Raw genomic sequence first — 12,809 nt, 5'->3', positions numbered from 1 at the left:
TTACCCGCGGGCGTCTCGCCTGCGTCTGCTGATAGCAGAGTTTAGTCCTATCCCAACGGGATAAGTAGGAAATCTCCACCTTCCTGGGAACCTCGATGAGGGCGCCGTTGGCCTCTGCGGCGGGAACGGTCGCCGTGGTCGCCGACGGCTCGGCGAAAATGACCTCCGGCGTCAGCGGCTTCCGCGGCAGGCCAGCCACATGCTCGAACGCGGGCCGTGCTTCTCCCGAGCGCTAATGGGATGCGACCTGCTCCTCCAGGTATGCGACCCGCTGCACAATCAGGGTCCGGTGTCGTTCCCACTCGATTAAGGTCCGCTTGAGCAGACTGACGAGATGTTCGGCCTGCTCGGTATCGTGACCGGCCCGCTGGAGCCAATCCAGCAAATCCTGCTGGTTGCGGACGCGCCGCCAGCCCTCCTCGATGTCGATGTCGGCCTTGACCAGCAGCGCGCGCTCGGACCGCAACTGTTCGGCCCAGTTCGCATGCTCAGCGCTGGCCATCACGGTTCCTTCCGCGCCGGTCGCTTCGGATCGAGCGATTGTAGCACGACACGCCGGATCATATCGGCATATTCGCGGTATTCAGCGGCGCGCGCCTCATACATTTGTGCGATCGCCGGCCGCCCGCTCTGGCGGCCGTCCTCGGCCATCCGATGCACCAGTTCGGCGCGCTCCTCGATGATGCGCAGCGCGACCCGAAGCGCTTCGTCGACCCGGCCTTCCTGCTCCTTGGCGAGGGCATCGGCGGTATAGGCATGGCCGACCTGACAGCGAAATCGCAGCGGATGCCCGACCTTGAGCTCGGACAGGACGCCGCCGCACCCTGGACAGGTCAGCGGCGCGGGATCGGCGATATCGACCAGCGTATCGCTGCCGATGCGCTCGCCTGCCGCGATCTTCACCTCCAGCACGATCTCGGGCGGGATCGGCAGCACCGCGCCGGCCCGTTCCCGGGCGAGATCGGACAGCACATCGCCAAGCTGTGCGCCCGAGACACAGAGATCGACCGTGGTCGCTTCCAATGCCCGGAGCGGCATTTCGTCGGACATCGCATCCTGGGGGTCCTGAACCAGCGCGACCCCACCGCAGCGCTTGATCGCGTTCAGGCCTGCCGCGCCGTCGGACAGCAGGCCGCTGAGCACGACGCCGATCACCCGCGGTCCATAGTGCAGTGCGGCCGAGCGAAACAGCGCGTCGATCGCCGGCCGTACCAGATTTTCGCGTGGCCCGCGGCCGAGCATCAGGTGGCCGTCCTGGATCAGGAGATGGCGGTCCGGTGCCGCCAGATAGACGTGACCATTTTCGATGACCATGCCGCTTTCTGCCTGCCGGACCGGCAGCTTGCCGGCGGCCTTCGCGACCGTCGAGAGAATGCCGATCCCGTGGGCCGGTATGTGCAAGACGATGAAGACCGCGGCCGGCAGATCCACCGGCAGCCGGCCCAGAATCTCCTTCAACGGTGCAGTCGCCCCGGCCGAACCGCCGATGACGATGATGTCCCGATTGGACATGGAACCTGCCTTTTCCAACATTTCCAACATTGTTTGCAACAAGGCGCGCATTCGTCCTATGTTCCAATTTTGCGAAGACATCACGCCGGGCGCGGCCGGAATTGACATGTCCGAATTTGCACATTTGCGCGAACCCCCACTCCTGACAGGACGGCGCGTCCTGATCGTCGAAGACGAATATTTCCTTGCCGACGACATGCGCAGCGCGCTGCGCGCGCTTGGTGCGGATATCGCCGGGCCGGCCGGTGACATCGACGATGCGCTTCGCATCCTGCACGACGGCGGCGTGATTGATGGTGCGGTGCTCGATGTGAACATCCGCAAGCAGATGATCTATCCGGTCGCGCGCGAGCTCCAGGCGCGCGGCGTGCCCATCGTGTTCACCTCGGGATACGACAAGATCGTACTCGGCACCGAGTTCGCGGACATCCCGTTGTGGGAGAAGCCGTTCGATCAGCGCGCCATGGCGCACGGGCTCGCCGGCATGATCCTGCGCGGTGATCCCATGAAGCAGATTGATCCGCAGGTCTGACCGCCTGTCTCGTGGCGCTGCGGGACACGAATAATCCGCCCGAGCACTTGCAAATGTTAGTGCGGAGGTTTGCAGAGAGCCCCACGATACTCCAGTCACGATATCGGACGGGGTGCGTAATGACCGAGATCGAAAGGCGTATCGAGCTGCTGGAGCAGACGGCCGCAGAACGCGCGCTGATCGCCGACCTCTCAACCGTCATGGAAACGCGCATCCGCAACGCCCAATTGGCAGACGAGTTGCGCCTCGTCGTCGCACAGCTCAGGACGTTGAGATCGGGTGACATTCATATTGCCTGATTGTCTCGGTCCGCGATCTCCGGCAAACCGGCGGCTTGACGCATCCCCCCGGCACATCGTCCTCGGGAAGGACAGCGATGCTGCAGGATTCAACAGGTCGGATCGCGGAATGCCGGCAACTGGCCGACGAAGCCGACCGTCTGGCTGCGACATCCAGCGTCGAAACGACGCGCAAGGACTACGAGTTGCTGGCGCGATCCTGGCGACGATTGGCGCTGAGCTACGAATTATCCATGCATCTCGAACGCTTCATCAAAGCCCGCTAGTCGGCATGCCGATCGATCGGGATACTGCCCGACCCCACCAGCGAAAGCCTTACTTGCTGTTGTCGCGGTGAGCTTTGATCTCCATGCGCGCGCTCGCGGAATTACGCACCGATTGCCGCAGCTCGGCGAGCTGATCGTCTCGCTGATCGGCGAGCGATTTCTTTTGTGCGCGCAAAGTGTGACTTTCTTCGATGGCAAGCTGAGCGCGGGCGAACAGGGGATCGATCATCGGCGAAACATGTCACTCGATCGCAGCGTCCGCCCTGTCATGGGATAAGTCGGGGCACGTTTGCCGGCAGGCGGTGCGGCAAACGCATCAGCTCATCAGACTTCGCAAATTGTTCGAGCGCGTTCGTTGCCGGCATCGATGCGCCGCTTCACGGCGTGATACCTGGCGAGCTGGTACCTGTAATCACCATCCAGCACGATTCCGCCTGCGCAAGGCGCGAAAGCTTACGCAGGTGAGGATTTCAGGTTCCCGTACTGGCTTTCCGCTTGCGGGAAGGGTTCCTGCGTCTTGCGGCCCAGAAACGTGCTGGCGGGGTTTTCGGCGAGGAGTTTGCGTGCGTGGCCGACGACCCGGATCGTCCGCTCGGCATCGTCGAGATCGTGAGAATTGGAAAGGCGATAGATGTACCGCTCGTTGGGCATGGTCGTGCTCCCCGGTTATGCAGGCGGGAGCACCATCGGTCTCTCAGCCACCGACGCCTACGGGCAGAGCCTCGGCCGGTGATGAGGAGACAATAGACCTCGGCGAGAAAAGTTGCCAACAAAAGTGCTGGTGCCGGGAACCTCAGCGCAATACATGCGGTGTCGTCCCTGCCTAGTGCGCAATTGCGCACGGGAGCAGGGACCCATAGCCGCCGACGTCAGTTGGCTTGCTGCGCTGGAGCCACAGCCCGTTTCAACAACGCAGCCCTGTGGTTATGGGTCCCTGCTTTCGCAGGGACGACGTGTGGAAAGAGCAGCGAGCTCTCACGGGGGGCCGGCACCCATAACCACCGCTGCGCATCCCGGCGCGCGCATCGATCTGCGTTCAGCTCGCCAGCTATTCAGCGGATCTCATCTGCTTGCACAGTATCCCGAGAGCCTCCGCACACCCCCGCGTCTTGGTCACCACGGGGAGATGCGCATACTTCTCGGGCAGCGTGCTGGCGTCGTAGCCGGTGTACAGGGTGACCGGTGTTCCCATCGCAAGCAGGGCATCAATCAACTTGTAGGACGCGGTTCCATTGACATTGATGTCGATCAGCGCGCCAGAGGCTCCGGACGCGTGCGGGCGGGCTTCGTCGATCGAAGCGAACGGACCGGCGACGTGATAGCCGGCCTGCCGTGCCAGCGTGGCACAGTCATCGGCAATGAAATACTCGTCTTCCACGATCAAGATCGTACGCATAGCAGCACCTCTGCCAGTTACGCGGATGATCGAGGCGTTAACGTTTTCCCGCTGGTCGGGTTTCCCGGGCGCGTCGTTGCGTGCGCCGTTAGGACAGTGGCCGTGGCCTATTTAATGAGCAGGGAAATTCGACGCCAAGGCGGGGGTAACCCTGGCTTTAGAGGCGCGCGCCGTCAGCTACCGGCCACCAGCAACCCGAGGTACAGCCAGAGTACAATTGTCACTGTCATCGTTGCGGCGAAAAAGTAGCGGTCGATGAGATTCATCAACTGCACCCTTCGGCTGAATAAGGCGGATATCGAATCGCGGTCGAAACATCAGTCGCTGCCGCTTGTCATCTCTCCGCCTGGTTCCGGCATTTACATATGAGAGATCGGTGAGCTCGCAGGAATTCGTAAAATCCAAACAGAGGCGCGTGCCGGCAAACGATCGGCGCGCGCTGGGCGATGATCGTGCTGCGCCGTCCAAAGGGCTGGGCCGGTCCGATACGCCGTTCGTTCGGCCGCAGCAAAGAAAGCAGCCCGCACCAGAGCGCGGCGGCGAAAGTAACTTGGAGCTCCGAGAGGACGACGATGGCGATTCACATAGGCAAATGCGGACGCTGGTGATGGGCGCATGGTACCCGATGCCTGCTCGGTCTCGACAACGGTGCAGGCGGATGACCCCAACGTCGGCTCCCAGGCCCTGAAAGGTGCTGGGGTCGTCTCCGCACCGCAAAGGCCCTGACGCATCGGCCCGGCGTCAGGGCCTTCGCCATTCCGAGCCTGGAAGGACTCCTGAACGACACGTATCAGCGCCCCTTGAAGCGCGGCTTCCGCCGTCCGAGGAAGGCCGCGACGCCTTCCTTGTGATCCTCGGTCAGGCTCGCCAGCGCGAACTGGTCAAGGTCCATGTGGCTGGCGAGATCGTCGAGCGCATGTGCCAGCCGGTTGACCGTCAGCTTGGTCATCGCGACCGAGATCGGCGGCTGGGCGGCGACCTTGGCCGCGAGCGCCATCGCGGCTTCATATGACCTTCGAGGATCGGTCACCTGCTCCACCAGGCCCCATTCGTAGGCCTCCTCGGCCGAGATCCGGTCGTCGGCCAGGATCACCGCCTGCTTGGTGCGCGCCGGTCCCATCAGATGCAGCATGCGCGGCACGCTCTGCCAGCTCATGTTCATGCCGAGCGCGATTTCCGGCACCCGCATATGCGCGTCACGCGCCATGACGCGGAAATCCAGCGCGACCGCGAGCGCCACGCCGCCGCCGACGCAAAACCCCTCGATCGCGCCGATCGTGACCTGCTCCATGTCCTGCCAGGCGCGCGTCAGCCGCGGCCCGAGCTTCAGGTGCCGGCGCAGCGCGCCCATGTCCATGGTCTGGCGCGAACGCCCTTCGGCATCCTTGAGGTCGAAGCCGGCGCTGAACGATTTGGCGCCGCCGGTCAGCACCACCACCGAGGTCTCGGCATCGTCCTCGAAACTGCGCGCTGCGTCCGTCAGCTGCCGCAGCGCCTCCGGCGACAGCGCGTTGATACCGTCGCCGCGGTCGAACCGCACCACGGCGATGCGGCCCTCCGGCCCGAGGCCCTTCTCGATCGTCACATCGTCAACCACGCATACCTCCCCGCTCTCATTCTTGTGTACTGCCTGCCTCGACATAGCACGACGGTTTCGCCTATTCTGTGGGCATGAGCGAACATGATCATCACCACCACGATCACGACCATTCCGAACTGTCGGAGTCCGAACTGCGCGTCCGCGCGCTGGAATCGATCCTGACCGAGAAGGGCTATGTCGAGGCTGCCGCGCTCGACGCCATCGTGCAGGCCTACGAGACCAAGATCGGCCCGCATAACGGCGCCCGCGTCGTCGCCAAGGCCTGGACCGATCCCGCCTTCAAGAAGGCGCTGCTCGAGGACGCCAGCAAGGCGGTCGGCACCCTCGGCCATGTCAGCCGGGTCGGCGACCATCTGGTCGCGATCGAGAACACGCCCGGCCGCCACAACATGGTCGTCTGCACATTGTGCTCCTGTTATCCCTGGGAAATGCTGGGGCTGCCGCCGGTCTGGTACAAGGCCTCGCCGTATCGCTCGCGCGCGGTCAAGGATCCGCGCGGCGTGCTCGCCGATTTCGGCGTCAGCCTGCCGAAGGAGACGGAAATCCGGGTCTGGGATTCGACCGCGGAGACGCGCTTCCTGGTGTTGCCGATGCGGCCCGAAGGCACCGAGGGCTGGAGCGAAGAGCAACTCGCCGAGCTGGTGACGCGCGATTCCATGATCGGCACCGGCTTCCCCAAAAAACCGGGAGCGCCGTCATGAACGGCGTCCACGACATGGGCGGCATGGACGGGTTCGGCAAGGTCGAGCCCGAGCCGAACGAGCCGATGTTCCATGAGGAATGGGAATCCCGGGTGCTCGCCATGGTCCGCGCGATGGGCGCGGCCGGCGCCTTCAACATCGACGCCTCGCGCTTCTATCGCGAGACCCTGCCCCCGCAGGTCTATCTGTCGAGCTCCTACTACAGGAAATGGCTGCTCGGACTGGAAGCCCTGCTGCTCGACAAGGGCTATATCTCCAGGGACGACGTTGCTGCCGGACATGCCGTCGCGCCGGCGAAAGCGCTCAAGCACGGCAAGTTCTCGGTGGCCGACATCGAGCGCATCATGGTGCGCGGCAAGTTCGGCCGCGCCGCGCCGGGACCTGCGAAATTCAAGGCCGGCGATCGGGTGCGGGCGAAGAACATCCATCCCGCCACGCACACGCGGCTGCCGCGCTATGTGCGCGGTCACGTCGGGGTGGTCGAGCGCGATCATGGCTGTCACGTGTTTCCCGATACGGTGGCCAACGACGCCGGCGAACATCCGCAATGGCTGTACACTGTCGTGTTCGACGGACGCGAGCTGTGGGGACCGGACTCCGATCCGACCATCAAGGTCTCGATCGACGCGTTCGAGCCGTATCTGGAGGCCGTCTGATGGATGCCGGCGCCGCTGCGCGCGCCACCAGCGCCGTCTCAAGCATTCCCCGCGACCAGGACGGCCCGGTATTCCGCGCCCCCTGGGAAGCGCAGGCGTTCGCCATGGCGTTGAGCCTGCATGACCGCGGCGTGTTCACCTGGACCGAATGGGCCGCCGCGCTCGCCGACCAGATCAAGCGCGCGCAGGCTGCCGGCGATCCCGACACCGGCGAGACCTATTACCAGCATTGGCTGGCAACCCTCGAACACCTCGTGGCCGCCAAGGGCGTCACGACGCATGAGACACTGCACCGCTACCGCGACGCCTGGGACCACGCCGCCGACCGCACCCCGCACGGCCAGCCGATCGTGCTGACGCCGGGGGATTTCGCGTAGCGGCGCGTTTCCGCCGTAGCACCAGATCGCGCCGCATTCACAGCTGTCGTCCCTGCGAAAGCAGGGACCCATACTCCGCGGCGAATATTGTGTGAACGCGACTCGTCGTTCCACCATCGCTCAACAAAGACCATTTGTGGTTATGGGTCCCGGCCTTCGCCGGGACGACGATGAGGATGGGTTTGCGATTCGAGCCGCATCTGCACTATTTCTGGATAATAGAAGAGTACCGCTGAGTTGCCCGACGTGTCAAGTTGCGGTGTCGAACGGCAGCCGCCGACTCCTTTGCATGGGGTTGTTTTCGATATTTTGGCAGTGCGCCCCTGCGGACGGCTATCAGCCCACGGTTACGGGCCACCCTGCGCGACATATTCGCGCCAGCCCTTGGCCCGCAGGCTGCAGGCCGGGCATTCGCCGCAGCCATAGCCCCAATCGTGCTGCGCGCCTCGTTCGCCCAGATAGCAGGTGTGCGAGTGCTCGCGGATCAGATCGACCAGCCCTGCACCGCCGAGCTCGTGCGCGAGCCGCCAGGTCGCAGCCTTGTCGAGCCACATCAGCGGCGTGTGCAGCTCGAAATCCCTGGCCATGCCGAGATTGAGCGCGGACTGCAATGCCTTGATGGTCTCGTCGCGGCAGTCCGGGTAGCCGGAATAGTCGGTCTCGCACATGCCGCCGATGATGTGGCGGATGCCGCGCCGATAGGCCAGCGCCCCAGCGAAGGTGAGGAACACGAGGTTGCGGCCGGGCACGAAGGTGTTCGGCAAGCCGTCCGCGCCCATTTCGATCGCGACGTCGCGGGTCAGCGCGGTGTCGGAAATCTCCGACAGTGTCGGGATCGCTAGCGTGTGGCTGTCGCCGAGTTTCGCAGACCATTCCGGTCGGACCCGCTTGATCCCGGCCAGCAGTTGGTCCCGGCAATCGAGCTCGATCGCGTGGCGCTGGCCGTAGGTGAAGCCGAGCATCTCGACGCGGGCAAAGCGCGACAAGGCCCAGGCAAGGCACGTGGTGGAATCCTGGCCGCCGGAAAACAGCACCAGCGCGGTGTCGGAAGCGTTCTGATCGGTCATGGAACGCGATTTAGCACCTGACGGCGCCGTGGCCAATCCGTGGACAGTGCCGTGGTTCCGGCGTGTTTTGCTGGGATCGACAGGGCCGATTTGGCATAACGGCCATACCTCTCATCCAGCGGTGCTCCATGACCCCTTCCCGCGACATTTCCCGCCTGATCGAGATCATGGCTGCGCTGCGCACGCCGGTGACCGGCTGCCCTTGGGACCTCGTGCAGAATTTCGAGACCATCGCGCCCTACACGATCGAGGAGGCCTATGAGGTTGCGGATGCGATCACGCGCGGCGACCTCGACGATTTACGCGAGGAGCTCGGCGACCTGCTGTTGCAGGTGGTCTATCACGCCAGGATGGCCGAGGAGCAGAACGCGTTCGCGTTTGGCGATGTGGTCGAGGCGATCACCAGGAAGATGATCCGCCGTCACCCGCACGTCTTCGCCGACAAGGACGGCAACATCCAGCCGGCCGGCGTCAAGAGCGCCTGGGAACGGATCAAGGCCGAGGAGAAGGCCGAGCGCGCTGCGCGGCGGCCGCCCGAAGACACCGCGCACAAATCGCTGCTGGCGAGTGTGAAGGCGGGCCTGCCTGCCCTGACGCGCGCGGTGGAGTTGCAGCGGAAGGCGTCCACCGTCGGCTTCGACTGGAACGACCCGCGTGCCGTGCTCGCCAAGATCCGCGAGGAGGCCGACGAGATCGAGGCCGCGCTCGACCGCAACGACAGAGCGGAGATCGCGGAGGAAACCGGCGACCTGATGTTCGCGCTGGTCAACCTCGCCCGCCACGTCGACGCCGATCCGGAAACCGCGCTGCGTGCGACCAACGCCAAGTTCGAACGGCGCTTTGCCTATATCGAGAAGGCGCTGGCGGCGAAGGGACGATCGCTCGACGGCGCGTCGCTGGAAGAGATGGACGCGTTGTGGAATGAGGCAAAAACCGCTGTCGTCCCTGCGAAAGCAGGGACCCATACCGCGTGATCTAACGGTAGGTTAGCGATACCAGTACCGCGCAATTCACCGCCAAGCTTGGTTGCGCTGAACAACTGCGACCGAGCTCAATAACGACGGCCGGTGGTTATGGGTCCCTGCTTTCGCAGGGACGACACCGAGGTTGAGGGCGCCGGCTCAGCCTACAACAACGTCCCGCGCAGGATCACCGCAGCAACACCGAAATAGATCACGAGACCGGTGACGTCGACCAGTGTCGCGACGAACGGCGCCGATGCGCTGGCCGGGTCGAAGCCGATGCGTTTGAGGATGAATGGCAGCATCGAGCCGCACAGCGATCCGAACGTGACGATGCCGACCAGTGCGGCACCGACGGTCGCGGCGACCAGCACCCAATGCGGGCCGTAGTCGAACAGGCCGAGCGTCTGCCAGAGCGTGATCCTGATGATGCCGATCAGGCCGAGAATGGCGCCGAGCACGATGCCGGTCGGCAGTTCGCGCAGGGCGACACGCCACCAGTCGCGCAGCCGCACCTCGTGCAGCGCCAGCGAGCGGATCAGGAGCGAGGTTGCCTGTGAGCCGGAATTGCCGCCCGAGCTCATGATCAACGGGATGAAGAGCGTCAGGACGATCGCCTTCTCGAGTTCGCTCTGGTACGACTGCATCGCGGTCGCGGTCAGCATTTCCGACAGGAACAGCGCGCACAGCCAGCCGGCGCGCTTCTTGATCATCTCGCCAAAACCGATCCGCAAATACGGCTCGTCGATCGCTTCCATACCGCCGAACTTCTGGGCGTCCTCGGTGGATTCCTCGACGATGGCGTCGATGACGTCGTCGACCGTGACGATGCCGAGGATATGACCGGGGCCGTCGACGACCGCGACGGCGAGCAGATCGTAGCGCGAGATCAGCCGCGCCGCCTCCATGCGGTCGGCCTCCGGCGAGATCATCAGCGGCTTCCGCGCCGGCGCCGCGGTCAGCACATTGGCGTGCGGATCGCCCGAGATCAGGCGGCGCAGCGGCACGGCCTGGATCAGGGTCTTCTTGACCGGGTCGATCACGAAGATCGAGTAGACGGTCTCGCGGGTGCGCTCGACCATTCGGATGTGATGCAGGACCTCGGCGATGGTCCAGCTCGAGGGCACGCTGACGAATTCGGTCGTCATGATGCTGCCGGCGCTGCGCTCGGGATAGGCCAACAGCCCCGAGATGACGTTGCGGGTCTCCGGATTGAGCCCGTTCAGCAGCGTGGCGCGCAGCGGCTCGACCAGCTCCTTGAAGATATCGGCGGCACGGTCGTCGGAGACGCCCGACAGCAGCGAGACCGCGGTGTCTTTCGGCAGCTCGGCGAGGATCTCGCAGGTGTTGTCGAGCCCGGGCAGGTCGAGCACCTCGATTGCCTTCTCGGCGGGCAGCGAGCGCAGCAGCTTCGCCGCCTCCTCCGGCTCCCGGGCGTTGAGCGCATCGACGATCTCGGGCGCGCGGACATGGGCAAGATCACCGTTCTGGCCGGCGACCGTGTCGTGGGTGAGGGTTTCGCTGGTGTCCTGCATCGATCGGCCTCGGCTTTGCGTCTTGCAGCGCAATGAACCAAGGCGACGCGGATTTCAAACAGAAAGTGCGACGCTGCGTCGCAGTCGCATCGGCGCCCGCAACGTCACGGCATCGTCATATTTCGGAAGATTGCAGGGACCGTCTTCGACGGGCTTACGCCTCGTGGGGAACGGCCGCGAACCGGCTCATCACGATGTCGCGCTTGGTCTCGTCGACGCGCACCGTCATGTCGAAGCGCTCGCCATGCAGCTCCTTGTTCAGGACCTCGGCATTGCGGTGCAGCCAGCTGATGCCGGCGCCATCGGAGGCGTCGATCGAGAGATTGAGCGTCGAGCGCTTGGCCGCGAGGCGATCCTCGATCGCGGCGAGCAGCGCATCGATCCCCTCGCCTGTTGCGGCCGAAACCAGGAAGCATGGCCGCTCCGGCGGACGGCGCGCGGCGATATTGCGCAAATTGTCCCGCTCCTCGGGATCGAAGCGGTCGATCTTGTTCCAGACCTCGATGATGCGCTGGCCGCCGTCAGCATCGGGGTCGATGCCGAGCTGGCGCAACACCGCCTCCACGTCGCGCTCCTGCGCCTCCGCATCCTCATGGGAGCTGTCGCGGACATGCAGGATGATGTCGGCTTCCAGCACCTCTTCCAGCGTGGCGCGGAACGCGGCCACCAGCTGGGTCGGCAGATTGGAGATGAAGCCGACCGTATCGGACAGCATCGCCTTGCCGCCATGCGGCAGGTTGAGCGCGCGCAGGGTCGGGTCGAGCGTCGCGAACAGCATGTCCGCGGCCTGCACGTCGGCGCGGGTCAGGCGGTTGAACAGCGTCGATTTGCCGGCATTGGTGTAGCCGACCAGCGCCACCACGCGGTACGGCACGCGCTGGCGGCCGGCGCGATGCAGCCGCCGCGTCGCCTGCACTTTCTTCAACTCGCCTTCGAGCTTGGTGATGCGCTCGCTGATCAGGCGGCGGTCGGCCTCGATCTGGGTTTCGCCGGGGCCGCCCATGAAGCCGAAGCCGCCGCGCTGCCGCTCGAGATGGGTCCAGGACCGCACCAGGCGGCTGCGCTGGTAGTTGAGATGGGCGAGCTCGACCTGCAGCGCGCCTTCCTTGGTCTTGGCGCGGCGGCCGAAGATTTCCAGGATCAGGCCGGTGCGGTCGAGCACCTTGGTGCTCCAGGCCTTCTCGAGATTGCGCTGCTGGATCGGCGACAGCGCACAATCCATCACCACGAGCTCGACCTCGTTGCTGGCGACGAGCCCGTTGATCTCCTCGACCTTGCCCTTGCCGAGATAGGTCGCGGGCCGGATCTGGCTGATCGGCGCGATGACGGAGTCCACCACAGTGAGGTCGATCGCACCGGCGAGGCCGGCGGCTTCCTCGATCCGCGCTTCATAGTCGCGGACAGAGGAATCCGTTTGCGCATCGCCGTCGCCACGGCGCGTGCGCAGGTACGGGCCGATGACGATCACCCGCCCGGTGCTGCCGCTCCCCGCCGATCCGGCCCTGGACTTGGTCCGGTCGGCGCCCCCTTCACGATTGAAGGGTTCCAATCAGTTCACTCTCAAGCCGGTGCGTCCTCACCACCTTCGAACAACTGAATCGGAGCTCCGGGCATGATGGTCGAGATCGCGTGCTTGTAGACAAGCTGCGAGTGGCCGTCGCGCCGCAACAGCAAGCAGAAATTGTCGAACCATGTGACAATGCCCTGCAGCTTTACTCCGTTGACCAGAAATATCGTCAGTGGCGTCTTGGTTTTACGAACGTGATTAAGGAAGGTGTCTTGTAGATTTTGTGCGCGGTCTGCCGCCATTGTTTTTGTCCCGCAAGCTTGTGCTTCTTTTTATTGAACCGGTTGCTGCTCTCTGACGGAGCCTCCTCCGGCTGCCCACCTGCCACGAGATCCCCCT

17 protein-coding genes are annotated in these 12,809 nt (G+C 64.4%); 7 read left to right on the top strand and 10 right to left on the bottom strand.

From position 1 onward, the window contains the following. Positions 1–232 precede the first annotated feature (232 nt). Together IF803_RS09310 and IF803_RS09305 are read right to left on the bottom strand one after the other, a co-directional pair. Positions 233–502, bottom strand: a complete 270-nt coding sequence (locus IF803_RS09310) for a hypothetical protein (RefSeq protein ID WP_028344037.1) — start codon at positions 500–502, stop codon at positions 233–235. Further along, positions 502–1,512 (bottom strand): chemotaxis protein CheB, encoded by a 1,011-nt coding sequence (locus IF803_RS09305; RefSeq protein WP_461191947.1) that lies wholly within the window; start codon positions 1,510–1,512, stop codon positions 502–504. Before IF803_RS09305 ends, IF803_RS09310 begins: the two co-directional genes overlap by 1 nt. Before the next feature lie 106 nt (positions 1,513–1,618). On the opposite strand from IF803_RS09305, the gene IF803_RS09300 reads away from it, so the two are divergent. From IF803_RS09300 to IF803_RS09290, 3 genes are all read left to right on the top strand, one after another. After that, positions 1,619–2,044 (top strand): response regulator, encoded by a 426-nt coding sequence (locus tag IF803_RS09300; protein WP_461191946.1) that lies wholly within the window; start codon positions 1,619–1,621, stop codon positions 2,042–2,044. Positions 2,045–2,163: 119 nt separating this feature from the next. Next, positions 2,164–2,343, top strand: coding sequence for a hypothetical protein (locus tag IF803_RS09295; RefSeq protein WP_461191945.1), 180 nt, complete (start codon positions 2,164–2,166; stop codon positions 2,341–2,343). 77 nt (positions 2,344–2,420) lie between these two features. Next, positions 2,421–2,609, top strand: a complete 189-nt coding sequence (locus IF803_RS09290) for a hypothetical protein (RefSeq protein WP_461191944.1) — start codon at positions 2,421–2,423, stop codon at positions 2,607–2,609. A 49-nt stretch (positions 2,610–2,658) separates the two neighbouring features. Here the strand turns inward: IF803_RS09290 and IF803_RS09285 are convergent, their stop codons facing one another. The 4 genes from IF803_RS09285 to IF803_RS09270 all read right to left on the bottom strand — a co-directional run bounded on the left by IF803_RS09285 (position 2,659) and on the right by IF803_RS09270 (position 5,602). After that, positions 2,659–2,838 carry a hypothetical protein gene (locus IF803_RS09285; RefSeq protein WP_283061416.1) on the bottom strand — a complete coding sequence of 60 codons (180 nt, stop codon included), beginning with the start codon at positions 2,836–2,838 and terminating at the stop codon, positions 2,659–2,661. 224 nt (positions 2,839–3,062) lie between these two features. Beyond that, on the bottom strand, positions 3,063–3,260 hold the full coding sequence (locus tag IF803_RS09280) for a hypothetical protein (RefSeq protein WP_461191943.1): 198 nt from the start codon (positions 3,258–3,260) through the stop codon (positions 3,063–3,065). A gap of 397 nt (positions 3,261–3,657) precedes the next feature. Then, the gene (locus tag IF803_RS09275) at positions 3,658–4,005 is read right to left on the bottom strand and encodes a response regulator (RefSeq protein WP_461191942.1); all 348 of its coding nucleotides are present in this window, start codon (positions 4,003–4,005) and stop codon (positions 3,658–3,660) included. Positions 4,006–4,795: 790 nt separating this feature from the next. Beyond that, a complete protein-coding gene (locus tag IF803_RS09270) occupies positions 4,796–5,602 on the bottom strand; it encodes an enoyl-CoA hydratase/isomerase family protein (RefSeq protein ID WP_461191941.1) in 807 nt (268 codons plus the stop codon). Between the two features lie 74 nt (positions 5,603–5,676). Between IF803_RS09270 and nthA the strand changes: the two genes are divergently transcribed. From nthA to IF803_RS09255, 3 genes are read left to right on the top strand one after another with little or no spacing between them, the layout of a single operon-like run. Next, positions 5,677–6,306, top strand: coding sequence for a nitrile hydratase subunit alpha (gene nthA, locus IF803_RS09265; RefSeq protein ID WP_461191940.1), 630 nt, complete (start codon positions 5,677–5,679; stop codon positions 6,304–6,306). Next, positions 6,303–6,962 (top strand): nitrile hydratase subunit beta, encoded by a 660-nt coding sequence (gene nthB / locus IF803_RS09260; protein WP_461191939.1) that lies wholly within the window; start codon positions 6,303–6,305, stop codon positions 6,960–6,962. The genes nthA and nthB overlap by 4 nt, the downstream gene beginning before the upstream one ends. Next, positions 6,962–7,339: a nitrile hydratase accessory protein gene (locus IF803_RS09255; RefSeq protein ID WP_028344026.1), complete on the top strand. Its 378-nt coding sequence runs from the start codon at positions 6,962–6,964 to the stop codon at positions 7,337–7,339. Before nthB ends, IF803_RS09255 begins: the two co-directional genes overlap by 1 nt. A 347-nt stretch (positions 7,340–7,686) precedes the next feature. On the opposite strand, the gene queC is transcribed toward IF803_RS09255, so the two are convergent. Then, positions 7,687–8,406 (bottom strand): 7-cyano-7-deazaguanine synthase QueC, encoded by a 720-nt coding sequence (gene queC / locus IF803_RS09250; protein WP_304495428.1) that lies wholly within the window; start codon positions 8,404–8,406, stop codon positions 7,687–7,689. 128 nt (positions 8,407–8,534) lie between these two features. Between queC and mazG the strand changes: the two genes are divergently transcribed. Next, positions 8,535–9,380 (top strand): nucleoside triphosphate pyrophosphohydrolase, encoded by an 846-nt coding sequence (mazG, locus tag IF803_RS09245; protein WP_461191938.1) that lies wholly within the window; start codon positions 8,535–8,537, stop codon positions 9,378–9,380. A gap of 152 nt (positions 9,381–9,532) precedes the next feature. Here the strand turns inward: mazG and mgtE are convergent, their stop codons facing one another. From mgtE to hfq, 3 genes are all read right to left on the bottom strand, one after another. Further along, positions 9,533–10,903, bottom strand: coding sequence for a magnesium transporter (mgtE, locus tag IF803_RS09240; protein WP_461191937.1), 1,371 nt, complete (start codon positions 10,901–10,903; stop codon positions 9,533–9,535). 154 nt (positions 10,904–11,057) lie between these two features. Then, a complete protein-coding gene (gene hflX / locus IF803_RS09235; RefSeq protein WP_461191936.1) occupies positions 11,058–12,452 on the bottom strand; it encodes a GTPase HflX in 1,395 nt (464 codons plus the stop codon). 11 nt (positions 12,453–12,463) lie between these two features. Beyond that, a complete protein-coding gene (gene hfq / locus IF803_RS09230; RefSeq protein WP_006020546.1) occupies positions 12,464–12,712 on the bottom strand; it encodes an RNA chaperone Hfq in 249 nt (82 codons plus the stop codon). Between the last annotated feature and the right edge of the window lie 97 nt (positions 12,713–12,809).

Source organism: Bradyrhizobium sp. UFLA06-06 (genome assembly GCF_054820065.1).
Note: the sequence above shows the minus strand (reverse complement) of the source record. Positions and strands in the feature narration are given on the sequence as shown.

Coding starts and splice junctions, on each gene's coding strand:
- IF803_RS09310 (WP_028344037.1), bottom strand. CDS start 502: ATGGCCAGCGCTGAGCATGCGAACTGGGCCGAACAGTTGCGGTCCGAG.
- IF803_RS09305 (WP_461191947.1), bottom strand. CDS start 1,512: ATGTCCAATCGGGACATCATCGTCATCGGCGGTTCGGCCGGGGCGACT.
- IF803_RS09300 (WP_461191946.1), top strand. CDS start 1,619: ATGTCCGAATTTGCACATTTGCGCGAACCCCCACTCCTGACAGGACGG.
- IF803_RS09295 (WP_461191945.1), top strand. CDS start 2,164: ATGACCGAGATCGAAAGGCGTATCGAGCTGCTGGAGCAGACGGCCGCA.
- IF803_RS09290 (WP_461191944.1), top strand. CDS start 2,421: ATGCTGCAGGATTCAACAGGTCGGATCGCGGAATGCCGGCAACTGGCC.
- IF803_RS09285 (WP_283061416.1), bottom strand. CDS start 2,838: ATGATCGATCCCCTGTTCGCCCGCGCTCAGCTTGCCATCGAAGAAAGT.
- IF803_RS09280 (WP_461191943.1), bottom strand. CDS start 3,260: ATGCCCAACGAGCGGTACATCTATCGCCTTTCCAATTCTCACGATCTC.
- IF803_RS09275 (WP_461191942.1), bottom strand. CDS start 4,005: ATGCGTACGATCTTGATCGTGGAAGACGAGTATTTCATTGCCGATGAC.
- nthA (WP_461191940.1), top strand. CDS start 5,677: ATGAGCGAACATGATCATCACCACCACGATCACGACCATTCCGAACTG.
- nthB (WP_461191939.1), top strand. CDS start 6,303: ATGAACGGCGTCCACGACATGGGCGGCATGGACGGGTTCGGCAAGGTC.
- IF803_RS09255 (WP_028344026.1), top strand. CDS start 6,962: ATGGATGCCGGCGCCGCTGCGCGCGCCACCAGCGCCGTCTCAAGCATT.
- queC (WP_304495428.1), bottom strand. CDS start 8,406: ATGACCGATCAGAACGCTTCCGACACCGCGCTGGTGCTGTTTTCCGGC.
- mazG (WP_461191938.1), top strand. CDS start 8,535: ATGACCCCTTCCCGCGACATTTCCCGCCTGATCGAGATCATGGCTGCG.
- mgtE (WP_461191937.1), bottom strand. CDS start 10,903: ATGCAGGACACCAGCGAAACCCTCACCCACGACACGGTCGCCGGCCAG.
- hfq (WP_006020546.1), bottom strand. CDS start 12,712: ATGGCGGCAGACCGCGCACAAAATCTACAAGACACCTTCCTTAATCAC.